The following is a 14,627-nucleotide window of genomic DNA, read 5'->3' as shown; positions in this document are numbered from 1 at the left end:
CGTATGAACGCGCGCCGTCCAGCAGTGTGCGGCGTCATGCCAGAATATTCGTCCTGTGCTGTCATGGATCTCGTCCTTATCAAGTACACGGCTCCAATGTAACCGCGCACGATAGATATGATTAGATGCGATAATCCTCTTGCGCTTATAGGCGGAGGTTATAAATGGTAAAAGAGAGCATGGATGACCTGGGAGCGTTCCTGCTGGTGGCGACGCAACGTAGCTTTACGCGCGCGGCGGCACAGCTGGGCATTTCACAGCCGGCATTGAGTGCAAAAATCACGGGGCTGGAAGCCCGGCTCGGGGTACGGTTGCTGACGCGTTCAACGCGCAGCGTCGCCACCACCGAGGCAGGCGAAAGACTGTTCAAGTCGATCGGTCCGCACTTCGACGGCATCGCATCCGGGTTAAATGCGTTGAGTGAACTGCGCGACAAACCGGTGGGCAGCGTGCGGATTACTTCGGTCGAACATGCGTCGCAGACCATACTGCTGCCGGCGCTGGCGCCGCTGCTTGCTGACTACCCGGATATCACGGTGGAGATCATCAACGACTACAGTCTGGCCGACATTGTGGCGGACCGGTTCGATGCCGGGGTACGCCTGGGCGAACAGGTCGCGCAGGATATGATTGCCGTGCGTATTGGGTCGGACTTCAAGCAATGCGTGGTCGGGTCGCCGGCATACTTCAAAAAGTACGGCAAGCCCAAGGCGCCGCACGAATTGACCGAACATCGCTGCATCGCATTGCGCCTGCCCACCTCCGGCGGTGTGTGGTCATGGCCATTTGTCAAAGAGGGACGCGAAATCAAGGTTCGACCCGGCGCGCAGCTCGCGTTCAACACGATCGCTCTGCAACTGGACAGCTGTCTGGCGGGGCTGGGGCTGGGCTACCTGCCCGACGATGTGGTGAAGGAGCATATCGCGGCGGGCAGGCTACAACGGGTGTTGGCCGAATGGTCGGCGCCGATGTCAGGGTACCACCTCTACTATCCAAGCCGGCGCCAGCCGACGGCGGCATTTTCGCTGGTGGTTGCAGCGTTGAGTCTGCGTGGACGCAAGCCCGGAGGACGCTAGTAAACGCGATTCAAAAACGCGTGAACTTGGTTTCGTCCGGCGCGCTGTCGGCGCCCAGCCCGACCGGGCGTGCCGGCCGTGCGCTGGCGGCGGTCTTCAGCACCGCTGGCCGACGCAGGGCCACGCGCGGCGCGTCGTCCACCGCGTACTGCTTGAATACCGCCATCAGGCGCCGCAACTGGTCCGACTGCGCGCTCATCTCTTCCGCCGTCGCCGCCAGCTCTTCCGAACTGGCCGCGTTCACCTGCGTGGTCTCACTCAGCTGAATCACCGCGCCATTAATCTGCCGCACGCCGGACGACTGCTCTTCCGACGCCGCCGTAATTTCCTGCACCAGCTCCGAGGTCTTGCGGATATTCGGCGCCAGCTGATCGAACATCTCGCCGGCCTGCTCCGCCAGTTTGACGCTGTCCGCCGCCACCGCGCTGATCTCTTGCGCCGCCACCTGGCTACGCTCGGCCAATTTGCGCACCTCGGCCGCCACCACCGCAAACCCCTTGCCATGCTCGCCGGCGCGCGCCGCTTCAATCGCCGCGTTCAGCGCCAGCAAATTGGTCTGGTAAGCGATATCGTCGATGATGCCGATCTTGCCGGCGATTTGCTTCATGGCCGAAGCGGTGGCTTTCACCACCTCGCCGCCGCGCGCCGCTTCCACCGCCGCCTGCGTGGCGATGCCGTCGGTGATCTTGGCGTTCTCGGTATTCTGCGCGATCGACGCCGTCATCTGCTCGATGGAAGCGCTGGTCTCTTCCACGCCCGCCGCCTGCTCGCTGGCCGCCTGCGACAAGGACTGCGCCGTCGCGCTGACCTCCTGCGATGCGCTCGACAATCCGGCCACCACGGTCTGCACATCGCGCACAATCGACGACAGGCTGCGCGCCAGCCACACCGCCAGCACGCAACCGAGAATCGCGATCACCACATCCACCGCCAATATCATCTGCTTGGCGGAGTTGGTGACGTCCGTCATGGCCGCCGACTCCTTCTGGGTCTCGGCGTCGTTCACCTTTAACAGCTTGCGAAAGGCGGCGGCGATGGCTTCGTCCGCACCCTTGATGTTCTTGTCCATCTCCAGGGCTGTCATGCCCTTCTCGTGCATCGCTTCCAGCTGGGCCATGCTGTGGTCATAGGCCTTGACGCCGTCCTGCACCTCCCCCAGCAATGCCTGCTCTTCCGCCGACAGCGCACTGGCGGCGCGATACGCTGCCATCTCTTTTTCGATCACCGCCAGCTCGGTGCGGAACTGCGCGTTACTGTCGGGACCACGGAGGATATAATTTTTGAAGTGACGCACCGCGCGACCGTGCGCCGTCACCGCTTCCAGTACGGCGTTCTTGCGCGCCAGCGTGACGTTTTCAAAGTCGGTCCAGTGGTCGTGCAGGGACGTCAGTTTGCTGAAGGCGATCACGCCCATCAGCACCACCAACACAACAACAAGTCCAAACCCGGCATGCAGCCGGGTCTCCATTTTCATCTGCTTGAACATGGGCGGGTACTCCTTGGAGAGACGGGATCACGATTCATTGTGAACCAATATTGACCGCTAATTCTCACCAAAACTAACGGTGCGGCATTCCAGCGTCAGAACTTCACGAAGTTTGTCTCATCGGGGTCGCTCATCTCCGGCATGCGGCGGCTGGAGGCTACGCCAAGCGGCTGGCGGCCGGCGCGGCGCGGCTTGGGGTGACGACCGGCGCGCGCACCGGCCGCTTGCCGCCAGCCAGCTTGAAGAACGACATGGCCTGTTGCAGCTGCTCCGCCTGCGCGCTCATCTCTTCCGCCGTCGCCGCCAGCTGCTCGGAGCTGGATGCGTTCTGCTGCGTGGTCTGGCTCAGCTGCGTCACGGCAGAGTTAATCTGACCGACGCCGGCCGACTGCTCTTCCGATGCCGCCGTAATCTCCTGCACCAGGTCCGAGGTGCGGCGAATGTTCGGCACCATCTCGTCCAGCAGGTGGCCGGCCTTTTCCGCCAGCTCCACGCTGCTGGACGCCACCTGTTCGATTTCCTGCGCCGCCACCTGGCTGCGCTCCGCCAGCTTGCGCACCTCGGCCGCCACCACGGCAAAGCCCTTGCCATGTTCGCCGGCACGCGCCGCCTCGATGGCCGCGTTGAGCGCCAGCAGATTGGTTTGATAAGCGATATCGTCGATGATGCTGATCTTCTTGGCGATCTGCTGCATCGCCGCCACGGTGGACTTGACCGCCGCGCCACCCTCCGCCGCTTCCAGCGCGGCCTTGCTGGCGATGCTGTCGGTGACCTTGGCGTTTTCGGTGTTCTGCGAAATGGAAGCCGTCATCTGCTCGACCGAGGCGCTGGTCTCCTCGGTACCCGCCGCCTGTTCGCTGGCGGCCTGCGACAGGGACTGCGCCGTGGCGCTGACTTCTTCCGATGCCGACGCCAGCGCCTCGGCGCCGTTGTTCACTTCCTGCACCACGCCGGACAGCTTGTCGATCATGCCTTTCATCGCCGCCAGCAGGCTGCTGGTGTCGCCGGCTTTGAGCAGCACCTCCGCACTCAGGTCGCCATCGGCCACCTGCCGCACAATGTCCGCCGCATACGACGGATCGCCGCCCAGCTGCTTCATGATGCCGCGCAGGATTACCAGGCCCAAGGCCACCAGCAGCGCCAGCGCCACCACGGAGGCGGTGGTCATGCGCGATGCGGCGGAGGCCGATGCGGCGTCGGCTTCCTTCACCGCCTCGTCGCCATAACGGACGTTCAGTTCCACCAGCTTATCCAGATTGGTTTCCAGCTCGTGGAAGGCGGCGCGGTTGTCGATCAGGTTGTTATGCAGCGCGACGAACAAGTCCTTGCGCCTGGCCGGTTCGGCGCCCTGGATCTGCGTCAGCACGCTGCCGAATTCCGCGTCCTTGTTCTTCCACGTCTCCCAGGCCTTGACGAAGGTCTTCCATACCGTAGCTTCCTCCGGCGACTGCGGCAACGCATCGTAGATCTTCCAGGCCTGGTCGATCTGTGTGAAAATCTCCGCGCGGCGCTTGATCTGCTGCGCGATCTCCGCCGTGTTTTCAGGGTAGGATGCAACCGCTTCCGCCGCGCGGTTGGAGGAACGAATGCCGGTCTTGCCCTCATTGATGACCATCAGCGCCTGCACCGATGGCATGCGGTTCCGGCCAATTTCCGCCAGCATCTCGCCTTCTTTTTTCAGCCCCTGGAAGGCGATCACCACCACCAACAACAACGCCAGCACTGCCACAGCAATCAGCGCCAGGATCTTGGTCCTGACTGTCAATTTCGCCAACATGAGCTTCTCCTTGTTATTCCATCCCCGCCAGCGCGCGCAAGCGGCGCCGGTCCTGTCGCATCCATCCCACTAAATCCTCCGCCGGCATGGGTTTGGCCAGCAGATAGCCCTGCGCCAGATCGCAACCGAGATCGCGCAGCAGCTTCCAGTCTTCCACCGTTTCCACCCCTTCCGCCACCGTGGCCACGCCCAGGCTCTGGCCCAGATCGAGCGCGCTTTTCAACACCAGCAGGCGGTTCGGCCATTGCGTCGCACCGTTGACGAAGGCGCGGTCGATTTTCAGCTCGGTGAACGGGCAGCGCGCAAACTGCTGCATCGATGAATAGCCGATGCCGAAATCGTCCATCGCCAGCCCAAAGCCCATCAGCCGCAAGCGGCCCATATTGGTCAGCGCCTGCGACAGCTGGCGCATCACGCTGGTCTCGGTCACCTCCCACACCAGCGACGCCGGCGCCACGCCGGACTGCATCACCAGCGCCGTCAGGCGATCGATGAAGGCACGGTCGGACAGGTTGTCGGCCGACAGGTTGACCGACACCGACAACGGCGGCAGGCCGGCCTGCTGCCAGTGCAGCATGTACTGCAACACCTGCTGCACCAGCGCCAGCGTAAAATCGGCCATCAGCGGATGGCCTTCCAGCGTGTCGATGAAGTAGGCCGGCGACAGCAACCCGCGCTGCGGATGCTGCCAGCGCGCCAGCGCTTCCACGCCTTTCAGCTGGCCGCTCTGCATGGCGATCTTGGGCTGGAACCAGGGCAGGAATTCCTTGCGCTCCAGCGCCTGTGCCAATTCTTCCAGCGAAGCCTGAGCCGGCGGCGGTGGCACGGCGGGGCGGCAATCGCTGCTGCGGTCATTGACCTTGGACAGCAGCTGCGTCAGGGAGTCCAGCTGCACCGGTTTAAGCAAGGTGCCCAGCAGGCCGATGGAGGCGTCTTCGCAGGCCATGTTTTCAATGATCTCCAGCAGACGCGGATCGCGCGCGCTGACCACGATCAGGTTATCCGCCAGATCGCGTTCGCGCAGCTGGCAGGTCAGTTCGATGCCGTCCATGCCGGGCATTTCCAGATCGGTCAGCACCAGGAAAATGCGGTCGTGCCGTTCGCGCTCCAGCAGCTGCAAGGCTTCGTTGCCGTCGGCCGCTTCGAAGATGTCGCCAAACTCCAGTTGCTTCAGCAGGCCGACCAGATAACCGCGTTGCACGGCGCTATCCTCGACCACCAGCACGCGGCGGCCGGCCCAGGGAGCGGAAGTGGTTGGCATGTTCATGTTCAGTATTGAAGCTGCTGCAGGATTTCGCGGTAGATCGCGTTGAGCGGCACCGACTTCTCGACGCCGCCGCGCTTCACCGCTTCCTTCGGCATGCCATACACCACGCAGCTGGCCTCGTCCTGCGCCACCGTGCGCGCGCCGGCCTTGAGCATCTCCAGCATGCCGGCCGCGCCGTCGTCGCCCATGCCGGTCATGATCACGCCCAGCGCATTGGCGCCGGCCGCGCGCGCGGCGGAGCGGAACAGCACATCCACCGATGGCCGGTGGCGATTGACCAGCGGCCCATCCACCACCTCCACAAAATACTGCGCGCCCGTGCGCCGCAACAGCATATGCTTGCCGCCCGGCGCAATCAGCACCTGTCCTTGCAGCACGCGGTCATTGTTCTCCGCCTCCTTCACCCGCACCTCGCACACGCTGTCCAGCCGTGCCGCAAACGCCGCCGTGAACTTCTCCGGCATATGCTGCACCACCACGATGCCAGGCGAGACGCGTGGCAGCGCCGTCAGCACCTCTTCCAGCGCCTGCGTGCCGCCGGTGGAAGTGCCGATGGCCACCACCCGTTCGGTGGTGGCGGTCATCGGCCGCGCATCGGTAGGCGGCAGGATGGCGTCCGCATTCAGCTTGACGGTGACCGGCGGTGGTGGCGCCGAAGCCAGCGCGCGCGGCGCCAGCTTGCCCACATGGGCGCCGGCGGCGGCGCGCACGGCGGACACCAGTTCGTCGGCGCTGTCATGCAAGAACTGCTTCAGGTCCAGACGCGGCTTGGTGATGATGGCGACCGCGCCGGCAGTCAGCGCTTCCACCGAGGTCTGCGCGCCCTTCTCCGTCAACGTCGAGCAGATCACCACCGGCGTCGGATGTTCGGTCATCAGCTTGCGCAGGAAGGTGATGCCGTCCATCTTGGGCATCTCCACGTCCAGCACGATCACGTCCGGCCACTGCACCTTCATGCGCTCAATCGCCAATAGCGGATTGGCCACCGCATGGGTGACGGTGATGCCGGGCGCCGCGTTCAGCAGGCCGCTCAGCACCTGCCGCACCACGGCGGAATCGTCGACGATCATGACCTTGATTTCACTCATGCCTGATTCCTTGCTCCTGCGTTGCCCCATCCGGGTTCCGGCGGAACCTGGCGGCTCAGCACCTCGCCGTTACGGATGGTGAAGATGAGTTGACGATGCCCCTCGCCGAACAGGCTTTCGGACACCACTTGTATGCCATGCTGCTGCAGCATGCTGCGCGCGTAATCGCCGTTCTGCATGCCGATATCCTTGACCCTGGCGCGGCGCGGGAACATCGCGCCGCCGCCGAAGATTTTGCCCTGGCACTGGATCAGCGGCACGCCCTGCTGCGCCATGCCGTCCGCCATCAGCTGCATGGCGTCGGCGCCATACAACCCCGGCTTGTCGTTCGGCCGGTCGCTGTTGCGGCGCCCGTGGCCCGGCAGCAGGAAATGCGACATGGCGCCAATACGCAGCGCCGGATGCCACAGCGTGATCGACACGCACGACCCCAGCAAAGTGCGCACCCGATACTGCCCGTCGCCGACGAAGTAATCGCCCGGCATCAGGAAGATATCGATCAACTTGGCGTCGTTCATGGCTTGCGATAAATCGACGGTGCGACTGCGGTTAAGGTGTCGTTGATGTCGTTCAGCGTTTCCGAGTGGCCGATCAGAAAGTAGCCGCCCGGCCGCAATTGCGCCAGCAAGCGCGCCACCACCTGGCGCTTGGTCTCCAGGCTAAAGTAGATCATCACATTGCGCAGGAAGATCACGTCGAAGGTGCCAAGGCGCGGCAGTGGCGCATTCAGGTTGAGATGCTGGAACTGCACGCGCTGCCGCAGCGGACGTTCGATCAGCATCGTGCCTTCTTCCGTGCCCTGGCCTTTGAGGCAGAAGCGCTTCAGGTAGTGCTGCGGCATCTGCGACGCCCGCTCCATCGGATAATGGCCGCTGCGCGCGCGCTGCAACACGCGGGTGCTGATGTCGGTGCCCAGCACTTCCCAGGCGCCATCCACGCCCATCACGTCGGCCAGCACCATGGCGATACTGTACGGCTCCTCGCCGCTGGAACTGGCTGCGCTCCACACACGCAGTGCACGGCTTTTTTCCTGTGCTTCCTGCGCCACGTCCCGCAGCAGCGCGAAGTGTTTGGGCTCGCGGAAAAAGTAAGTCTCGTTAGTGGTCAGCAGATCGACCGCTACCTGCAATTCGGCTGGCTGTGAGCGGCTTTCCAGCAGGCGCAGATAGTCGCTGTAGCTATTGAGCTGGTAATGCGCCAGTCGCTTGGCCAGACGGCCGCTGACCAGCGCCTGCTTACCATCGGACATGGTGATTCCGGCGGCGTCGAAGATAAAGCGCTGGAATTGCAGGAACTCGCGCTCGGTGATCATCGCCACGGTCATGATGCACCGCGATTCACGCCTGGGCGGCAGCGGTGCTGCGCGCCAGGTCAACGATCTCTTCGCCCGACAGCACGCGCTCGATGTCGAGCAGGATCACAAAACGGCCACTGTGCTTGCCCATGCCGGCGATGAAGTCGGGCCGGATGCGGGTGCCGAACGACGGCGCCGGTTCGATATCCGTTGCAGCGATTTCCACCACGGCGTTGACAGCGTCCACCAGCATGCCCAGCACCTGCTTCTCTTCCCCGCCAGCTTCCACGATGACGATGCAGCTACGCTTGCCAATCACGCTAGGCGGACGGCCGAAGCGCGCCGACAGGTCCATCACCGGCACCACCGCGCCACGCAGGTTGATCACGCCGCGCACACATTCCGGCATCATCGGCACCGTCGCCAGGCTGCCGTATTCGATGATCTCCTTGATGTGCAGGATGCCGACCGCGTACTGCTCATCGCCCAGCATGAAGGTCAGGAACTGGCTTGGCAGCGCGGCTTCGGTTTGCAGCGCGGCGACGGCGCTGCTGCCGTAGCTGGCCACGCTGGAAGAGGATTGGTTTGCAGCGTTCATCTGAAGGTTCTCCTATGCGGCCAGTGCCGCCACGGCGCCCTTGGCGCCGACGACATGCATCAGGGCCGCCACGTCCAGGATCAAGGCCACTTCGCCGCTGCCCAGGATGGTGGAGCCGCTGATGCATTTCACTTCGCTGAACAGGGGGCTCAAGGGCTTGATCACGGTCTGGAATTCGCCCAGCAGCGTATCCACAACCAAACCGGCGCGCTGGTTGCCGAACTTGAGTACCACGATGCTCTCGCGCCGCGTGGCCGCGCCGTCGATGCGGAACACCTGACGCAGGCGCACCAGCGGCAGCACCTGGCCGCGCAAATTGGTGTAGTCCTGTCCCGGCTCGGTGGCGTACTCAATGCACTCTTCGATCATGTCCAACGGGATGACGAAGACCGACGACCCCACCTGCACCAGGAAGCCATCGATGATGGCCAGCGTCAGCGGCAAACGCACCGTCACCGTGGTGCCCTGCCCTTCCTTGCTGCCGACGTCCACGCTGCCGCGCAGCGCCTGGATATTGCGCTTGACCACATCCATGCCGACGCCGCGCCCGGACAGGTTGGTGATCTTCTCCGCCGTCGAGAAGCCGGCTTCAAAAATCAGGTTGTAGATTTCGCTGTCGGTCAGCTTGCGTTCCGGGTCCACCAGTCCGCGCTCGATGGCCTTGGCCAGGATCTTCTCCTTGCGCAGGCCGCCGCCGTCGTCACTGACCTCAATCACGATGCTGCCCGATTCGTGGAAGGCATTCAGCTTGATCATGCCCTTGGCAGGTTTGCCGGCGGCCACCCGCACCTCGGCTGGCTCGATGCCGTGGTCCATGGCGTTGCGTACCAGGTGCATCAGCGGATCGCCGATTTTCTCGACGACGGTTTTGTCCAGCTCCGAATCCTCGCCGTCGACGATCAGACCGATGTCCTTGCCCAGTTCCCGCGCCACGTCATGCACCACGCGCTGGAAACGGTTGAAGGTGGCGCCGATCTTCACCATGCGCAGTTCCAGCGCGGCGTCGCGCACGTCCTCCACCAGGCCGGTGAGCGTCGAGGTGCACTCCAGTAGTTCGGTGTTTTGTATGCGCTGGCCTATCAGGTTGGCGCGCGCGCCGGCGATAATCAGTTCGCCCACCAGGTCGATCAGCCGATCCAGCTTGTCGGAATCGACGCGGATCGAGCGGCTCTCCTGCGCCTTCTGTTCGCTGACCTGTTTCTGCTTGGCCAGCGCGGCTTCCACCACCACCGGCGGCACATTGCCGCCGTCGACCAGGATGCTGCCCAGTTGCTGCGCCGGCGCGCTATCCTGCTTGCCGGACTGCTGTTGCAGCGCCTCTTCCAGTTCATGCGCGGTGACGCTGCCGCAGCGGACCAGGATCTCGCCCAGCCGCGCGGCGCGCTCCGGCAACGAGCGTATCAGGTTGACGTATTCCGACACCTTGCTGTTGGGCGGGATAATGCGGATCTCGCAATCGTCCTGCACAAATTCAAATACGCCGGCGATGGCTTCGCGATCGGCCGTGCTGTCAAAGGCGATTTCAAAACCCAGATAGCACAGTTCCGCATCCATTTCGTCGGCGGACGGCAGCGCGTCCGGGATGGTGGCGATGCCGACGATGCGTCCCAGCTTGCCCAGGTAGCGCAGGAAGGCGATGGGGTCCATGCCGTTTTGCAGCACCACGCGGCCGAAGCGCAGCGAGATGTGCCAGTAGTCGCTGTCCCCACGCTCGCTGTCGATGCGTTCGACGCTGGGCTCCGCATTCACCGTCAAGTGGGCCGCCACCGCCGCCGATGATGCCGTCGCCTCGCCGTCCATGTGGCGGCGCAGTTGCTGTTGCAGCATCTCGCCTTCCGGCGCGGTATCGGGGTTCTGCTCATGCTGGCCGGCGGCCAGTCCGTTGATCATGCCGGACAGGTAATCGCAGCAGGACAGCAGCAGCACCACCATCTCGTCGTTGAGCGTCACGCTGCCGTCGCGCACCTTGTCCAGCAGGCTTTCCACCACGTGCGTGAAGGCGACAATATGATCAAGGCTGAACAGCCCCGCCGAGCCCTTGATGGTGTGCGCAGCGCGGAAGATGGCGTTGATCGCTTCGTCCTGGTCGCCGGCCAGGTCCACATTCAGCAGAGCGTTCTCCATCTCCTCCAGCAGCTCGCGGCTTTCGGCGATAAAGGTCTGTAGCGCGTCGTCCAGGTTCATGGCGTCCCCTCAAGCGTGTATCAGCACGGCGTCGCCGAAGAAGGCGACCAGGTCCAGCATCTCAATAATTTCCACCACGGCGGGGCTGTGCTGCAGCAGCCGCAGTTCGCGCTGCTCCGCCGCCGCGGTCTGCTTGGCCAGCATCAGCACTTGCAGGCCGGCGGTATCCAGTTCGATCACGCCGGACAAATCGATTTCCAGCACGCGCGTCTTGCGCAGCGCTTCCAGCACGCTGACTTTCAGATCGGCGGCGCGGTAGATCGTCAGTTCGCCGTCCAGGGAAATCCGGGTAACGTCGTCCGCCATCGCAGCCTCCGTCCAGTTAGCTCAATCGATTATGGCAGTACCAGCTTGGCCACGGCGCCCAGCAGCACTTCCGGTTTGAACGGCTTGACCACCCACGCCCTGGCGCCTGCGGCCTTGCCCTCTTCCTTCTTGCTCTCTTGCGACTCGGTGGTCAGCATGATCACCGGCGTGAATTTATAGTTGGGCAGCTGCTTGAACTGCTTGACGAAGGTGATGCCGTCCATATTTGGCATGTTCACGTCGCACACCACCAGATGGATTTTCTGCCCGGTGCATTTGGACAGCGCATCAACGCCGTCGCGTCCCTCGATTACTTCGTATCCCGCGCCTTTCAGCGCAATGCCCACCACCTGCCGCAGCGAAGCTGAATCATCGACCACCATAATGGTTTTTGCCATGTCTTATCTATCCTCAGAAAAAAGTAACTTCATCGGCGTCCGTTGCGGCAGGCGCCGCCAGTCTGGCGCCGCTGTGCACCGCGTGTTCTTCCGCCATCGCGTAGGTCTTCTGCAGTTCGCGCAGCAGCACGTCCGGGTCGAGCGCATCTAGCACGCCGCTGGCTTCGTAGGCGGCCCGGTGCTCGCGCAGCACCGCCGGCAAGCGCTCCATGTTCTCGCGCACGTGCGACATCACCTGGCTGACGCGGTCCTGGAACTGCAGCTGCACCAGCGCCTCGCCCACTTCGCCCTGGATGCCGACGCTCTCCTGCTTGAGCAGTTCGGACGACTGCACCAGCGCGTCCGTCATCTGGCGGAATTCGTTAAGCACCGCCTCGATCATGCCCTCGGCCGACTGCATCGATTTGTCTTCCGCCTCGCTGGATTGTTCGGCGGCCTGGCTGGCGGCCAGGATGGCGCTGCTGATCAGGCCCACGCGGTTGGTGATTTCCTTGCCGGTTTCGGCCGAGCGCATCGACAGCATGCGCACCTCGGTGGCCACCACCGCGAAGCCGGCGCCGGCCGGACCGGCACGCGCCGCTTCGATCGCCGCATTGAGCGCCAGCAGATTGGTTTGCGCGGCGATGCTGGCCACACCCTCGGCCATGCCGCGCAGCTCGCGCGTGAAGCGTTCCAGATCCTTGATTTGTCCCAGCATGGCGTGCTTGGACGCCATCGCCGATTTCATCGACGTCACCACCGAGCCGAGTTGCGTTTCGCTGTGCGCAAACACCTCGGTCATTGAACTGCCGCTCTGGTTGGCGGCGCCGGATACGTGCAGCGCGTTGTCCAGTTTGTCGACGATGCTGGAGAAGCGCGACGCCAGGTCGGACACCGCTTCCTCCATCTGCGTACGGGAGTTTTCGATATGCCGGCACCACACCGGCAGCACCGCGTCACCGAAGTGCTCGCGGCTTGCAAGATAGTTGTCGATCATCGGGTTGTCGCCGGTGGCGGCGCTGGCACTGAAGCCGGTGTCGCGCGTCAGCCAGGCGGCGGCGCCCAGCAACAGCACGGCCCAGATCAACGTGAACCAGCCCCAGGCGCTCCATCCGGCCACAACCGTGCCCAAGGCGCCGGCGGCGGCTAGGCCAAGCGGTACTATTGTTTTGCTAGTGACACCGGTTGAGTTCTTCACTGGACCTCACCTCGCTTCGGAGCGGGGCGCCGCTGGATCGGCGCCTCCGGAAGTCCCACTGTAGCGCAGAAACCCGCGCACGCGCCATCACGCGATGGTGAATGCTATTGCTGTTGCACCGATACAACCCAGTGTCAGCTTGCCAGCAGCGGCCGTGCTGCGCTGCGCAAGACGGCGCGCTGCGGCGCAGCATCGAGCTTGAAGATGCTGACCGCGTCGGCCAGCTGCGCGGCCTGTTCCTGCATGGCGCCGGCCGCCGCTGCGGCCTGCTCCACCAGCGCGGCGTTCTGCTGCGTCACATGGTCCATCTGCGAGATGGCGACGTTGATCTGTTCGATGCCGTGGGTCTGCTCGACGCTGGCGTTGCTGATCTCGGCCATGATGGCAGTCACGCGCTGGATGCTGCTGACCACCTGCTCCATGGTGCTGCCGGCCTGGCCCACCAGCCGGGTGCCGGTTTCCACCTTGCCGACCGAATCGTCGATCAGCGTCTTGATTTCCTTGGCGGCGGCGGCCGAGCGCTGCGCCAGATTGCGCACTTCGGAAGCCACCACGGCAAAGCCGCGTCCCTGCTCGCCGGCGCGCGCCGCTTCCACCGCCGCGTTCAAGGCCAGGATGTTGGTCTGGAACGCGATGCCATCGATCACGCCGATGATGTCGACAATCTTCTTCGACGATTGATCGATGGAAGCCATGGTCTGCACCACGTCCGACACCTCGGCACCGCCGCGCTGCGCCACCTCGGCCGCGCTGGGCAGCCAGCTGGTTGGCCTGACGGGCGTTCTCGGCATTCTGCTTGACGGTGCTGGTCAGCTCTTCCATCGACGACGCGGTTTCCTCCAGCGCGCTGGCCTGTTCCTCGGTGCGCGACGACAGGTCCAGATTGCCGGCGGCGATCTCCGTCGACGCGGTGGTGATCGTCTCCGTCCCGTTGCGCACATCGCCGACGATGCGCACCAGGCTGGCCGACATGCGCTGCAGCGCGTGCAGCAGCTTGCCCGTTTCATCCTTGCTGTAATCGTCGTGCGCGCCATGGCGATGGTCGACCAGGTCGCCCTCAGCCACCGATTCGGCCAGCGCCACCGCTTCATTGATCGGCCGCGTGATGCCGCTGGTCAGCCACCAGGCGAAGGCCACGCCAAACGCCACCACCAGGATCGCCAGCATCACCAGCAGGTTGCGGCTCTGCGCCGCCACCTCGTCGATGCGGGACGCGGCGGCGTCGATTTCCTTGCGCTGGTGGTCGAGGATGTTTTGCAGCTTGCCTTCATAAGTCTTGGCGGCCGGCAGATAGACCTGCTCCAGCAGGCGCGTGGCTTCGGCGTCGTTGCCGGCGCTCTTGGCCTTCATCACGTTGTCGCGCGAACTGACGTAGAGCTTGCGCATCTCCACCAGTTCTTCCATCAGCTTCTTGTCGCGCTCGTCGGTCAGCGCTTCGATCTGCTTGACCAGGCTGGAGGCGAAGTTGACGCCTTCCTTGGCCTCGTCCGCAAAGAAGGTGGCCAGCGACGGATCGGCGCTCTTGGCGATGGCGGTGGTGCGGCGGATGCCGGCAAAGACCGTGCGGTACCAGTCGGAAATCAGGCGTTCCTTGGCCAGCGGTGTTTGCATCATGTCGCGGGTGGCGGAGGCCACGCCTTGCAGGCGGTAAATGCCGAGACCGGTGTTCAGGATCAGTACGGCAAGGATGATGGCAAAGCCCAAGGCAAGGCGGCGGCCTATGCTGAGGTCACTGATTTTCATGCGGAGTCTCCACTGGAAAATTATGGTTCTATCGTAGCGCTATAGTAACTCCGAAATCATGAATAAAAGCAACTTCTTCAACTGTTTGAAGTTTGAAATAAATTTTTAATTTCCATTCTAATTTGCAACAAATCTTGTGTCATGGACTGGGAAAAGGTTTACACTTTCGGATTAACTTGTACAGCCGTTTACATCGTTGGCTTTAAAGACAACCTTGTCGACTGTTCCCACGC

At 63.4% G+C, this 14,627-nt stretch carries 12 protein-coding genes and 1 pseudogene; 1 reads left to right on the top strand and 12 read right to left on the bottom strand.

Going from position 1 to position 14,627, the window contains the following annotated elements; genetic code table 11:
• Window positions 1–179: 179 nt before the first annotated feature.
• Window positions 180–1,076, top strand: a complete 897-nt coding sequence (locus tag HH213_RS12950; RefSeq protein ID WP_308494538.1) for a LysR family transcriptional regulator — start codon at window positions 180–182, stop codon at window positions 1,074–1,076.
• A 10-nt stretch (window positions 1,077–1,086) separates the two neighbouring features.
• On the opposite strand, the gene HH213_RS12945 is transcribed toward HH213_RS12950, so the two are convergent.
• The 12 genes and pseudogenes from HH213_RS12945 to HH213_RS29870 all read right to left on the bottom strand — a co-directional run bounded on the left by HH213_RS12945 (window position 1,087) and on the right by HH213_RS29870 (window position 14,394).
• Window positions 1,087–2,562, bottom strand: coding sequence for a methyl-accepting chemotaxis protein (locus HH213_RS12945; protein WP_169112500.1), 1,476 nt, complete (start codon window positions 2,560–2,562; stop codon window positions 1,087–1,089).
• Window positions 2,563–2,719: 157 nt separating this feature from the next.
• Entirely contained in the window at window positions 2,720–4,339 is a 1,620-nt protein-coding gene (locus tag HH213_RS12940) for a methyl-accepting chemotaxis protein (RefSeq protein ID WP_169112499.1), read from the bottom strand.
• A gap of 13 nt (window positions 4,340–4,352) precedes the next feature.
• Entirely contained in the window at window positions 4,353–5,600 is a 1,248-nt protein-coding gene (locus HH213_RS12935) for an EAL domain-containing response regulator (RefSeq protein WP_229263417.1), read from the bottom strand.
• 8 nt (window positions 5,601–5,608) lie between these two features.
• Window positions 5,609–6,694: a protein-glutamate methylesterase/protein-glutamine glutaminase gene (locus HH213_RS12930; RefSeq protein ID WP_110846341.1), complete on the bottom strand. Its 1,086-nt coding sequence runs from the start codon at window positions 6,692–6,694 to the stop codon at window positions 5,609–5,611.
• A complete protein-coding gene (locus HH213_RS12925; protein WP_174864410.1) occupies window positions 6,691–7,212 on the bottom strand; it encodes a chemotaxis protein CheD in 522 nt (173 codons plus the stop codon). Before HH213_RS12925 ends, HH213_RS12930 begins: the two co-directional genes overlap by 4 nt.
• Window positions 7,209–8,018: a CheR family methyltransferase gene (locus HH213_RS12920; protein ID WP_169112497.1), complete on the bottom strand. Its 810-nt coding sequence runs from the start codon at window positions 8,016–8,018 to the stop codon at window positions 7,209–7,211. The genes HH213_RS12925 and HH213_RS12920 overlap by 4 nt, the downstream gene beginning before the upstream one ends.
• A gap of 13 nt (window positions 8,019–8,031) precedes the next feature.
• Window positions 8,032–8,586: a chemotaxis protein CheW gene (locus HH213_RS12915; RefSeq protein ID WP_169112496.1), complete on the bottom strand. Its 555-nt coding sequence runs from the start codon at window positions 8,584–8,586 to the stop codon at window positions 8,032–8,034.
• A gap of 12 nt (window positions 8,587–8,598) precedes the next feature.
• The gene (locus HH213_RS12910; protein WP_110846338.1) at window positions 8,599–10,770 is read right to left on the bottom strand and encodes a chemotaxis protein CheA; all 2,172 of its coding nucleotides are present in this window, start codon (window positions 10,768–10,770) and stop codon (window positions 8,599–8,601) included.
• 9 nt (window positions 10,771–10,779) lie between these two features.
• Window positions 10,780–11,076 (bottom strand): STAS domain-containing protein, encoded by a 297-nt coding sequence (locus tag HH213_RS12905; protein WP_110846337.1) that lies wholly within the window; start codon window positions 11,074–11,076, stop codon window positions 10,780–10,782.
• 29 nt (window positions 11,077–11,105) lie between these two features.
• Window positions 11,106–11,474 carry a response regulator gene (locus tag HH213_RS12900; protein ID WP_110846336.1) on the bottom strand — a complete coding sequence of 123 codons (369 nt, stop codon included), beginning with the start codon at window positions 11,472–11,474 and terminating at the stop codon, window positions 11,106–11,108.
• 13 nt (window positions 11,475–11,487) lie between these two features.
• Window positions 11,488–12,651 (bottom strand): methyl-accepting chemotaxis protein, encoded by a 1,164-nt coding sequence (locus HH213_RS12895; protein WP_169112495.1) that lies wholly within the window; start codon window positions 12,649–12,651, stop codon window positions 11,488–11,490.
• A 134-nt stretch (window positions 12,652–12,785) separates the two neighbouring features.
• A pseudogene (locus HH213_RS29870) lies at window positions 12,786–14,394 on the bottom strand (methyl-accepting chemotaxis protein).
• Window positions 14,395–14,627: the final 233 nt, after the last annotated feature.

The sequence above is a fragment of the Duganella dendranthematis genome, assembly GCF_012849375.1.
GTDB classification, from domain to species: Bacteria; Pseudomonadota; Gammaproteobacteria; order Burkholderiales; family Burkholderiaceae_D; genus Rugamonas; species Rugamonas dendranthematis.
Note: the sequence above shows the minus strand (reverse complement) of the source record. Positions and strands in the feature narration are given on the sequence as shown.

Excerpts from the sequence above, each read along its gene's own strand:
- HH213_RS12950 (WP_308494538.1), top strand. The coding sequence starts at position 180 with ATGGATGACCTGGGAGCGTTCCTGCTGGTGGCGACGCAACGTAGCTTT.
- HH213_RS12945 (WP_169112500.1), bottom strand. The coding sequence starts at position 2,562 with ATGTTCAAGCAGATGAAAATGGAGACCCGGCTGCATGCCGGGTTTGGA.
- HH213_RS12940 (WP_169112499.1), bottom strand. The coding sequence starts at position 4,339 with ATGTTGGCGAAATTGACAGTCAGGACCAAGATCCTGGCGCTGATTGCT.
- HH213_RS12935 (WP_229263417.1), bottom strand. The coding sequence starts at position 5,600 with ATGCCAACCACTTCCGCTCCCTGGGCCGGCCGCCGCGTGCTGGTGGTC.
- HH213_RS12930 (WP_110846341.1), bottom strand. The coding sequence starts at position 6,694 with ATGAGTGAAATCAAGGTCATGATCGTCGACGATTCCGCCGTGGTGCGG.
- HH213_RS12925 (WP_174864410.1), bottom strand. The coding sequence starts at position 7,212 with ATGAACGACGCCAAGTTGATCGATATCTTCCTGATGCCGGGCGATTAC.
- HH213_RS12920 (WP_169112497.1), bottom strand. The coding sequence starts at position 8,018 with ATGACCGTGGCGATGATCACCGAGCGCGAGTTCCTGCAATTCCAGCGC.
- HH213_RS12915 (WP_169112496.1), bottom strand. The coding sequence starts at position 8,586 with ATGAACGCTGCAAACCAATCCTCTTCCAGCGTGGCCAGCTACGGCAGC.
- HH213_RS12910 (WP_110846338.1), bottom strand. The coding sequence starts at position 10,770 with ATGAACCTGGACGACGCGCTACAGACCTTTATCGCCGAAAGCCGCGAG.
- HH213_RS12905 (WP_110846337.1), bottom strand. The coding sequence starts at position 11,076 with ATGGCGGACGACGTTACCCGGATTTCCCTGGACGGCGAACTGACGATC.
- HH213_RS12900 (WP_110846336.1), bottom strand. The coding sequence starts at position 11,474 with ATGGCAAAAACCATTATGGTGGTCGATGATTCAGCTTCGCTGCGGCAG.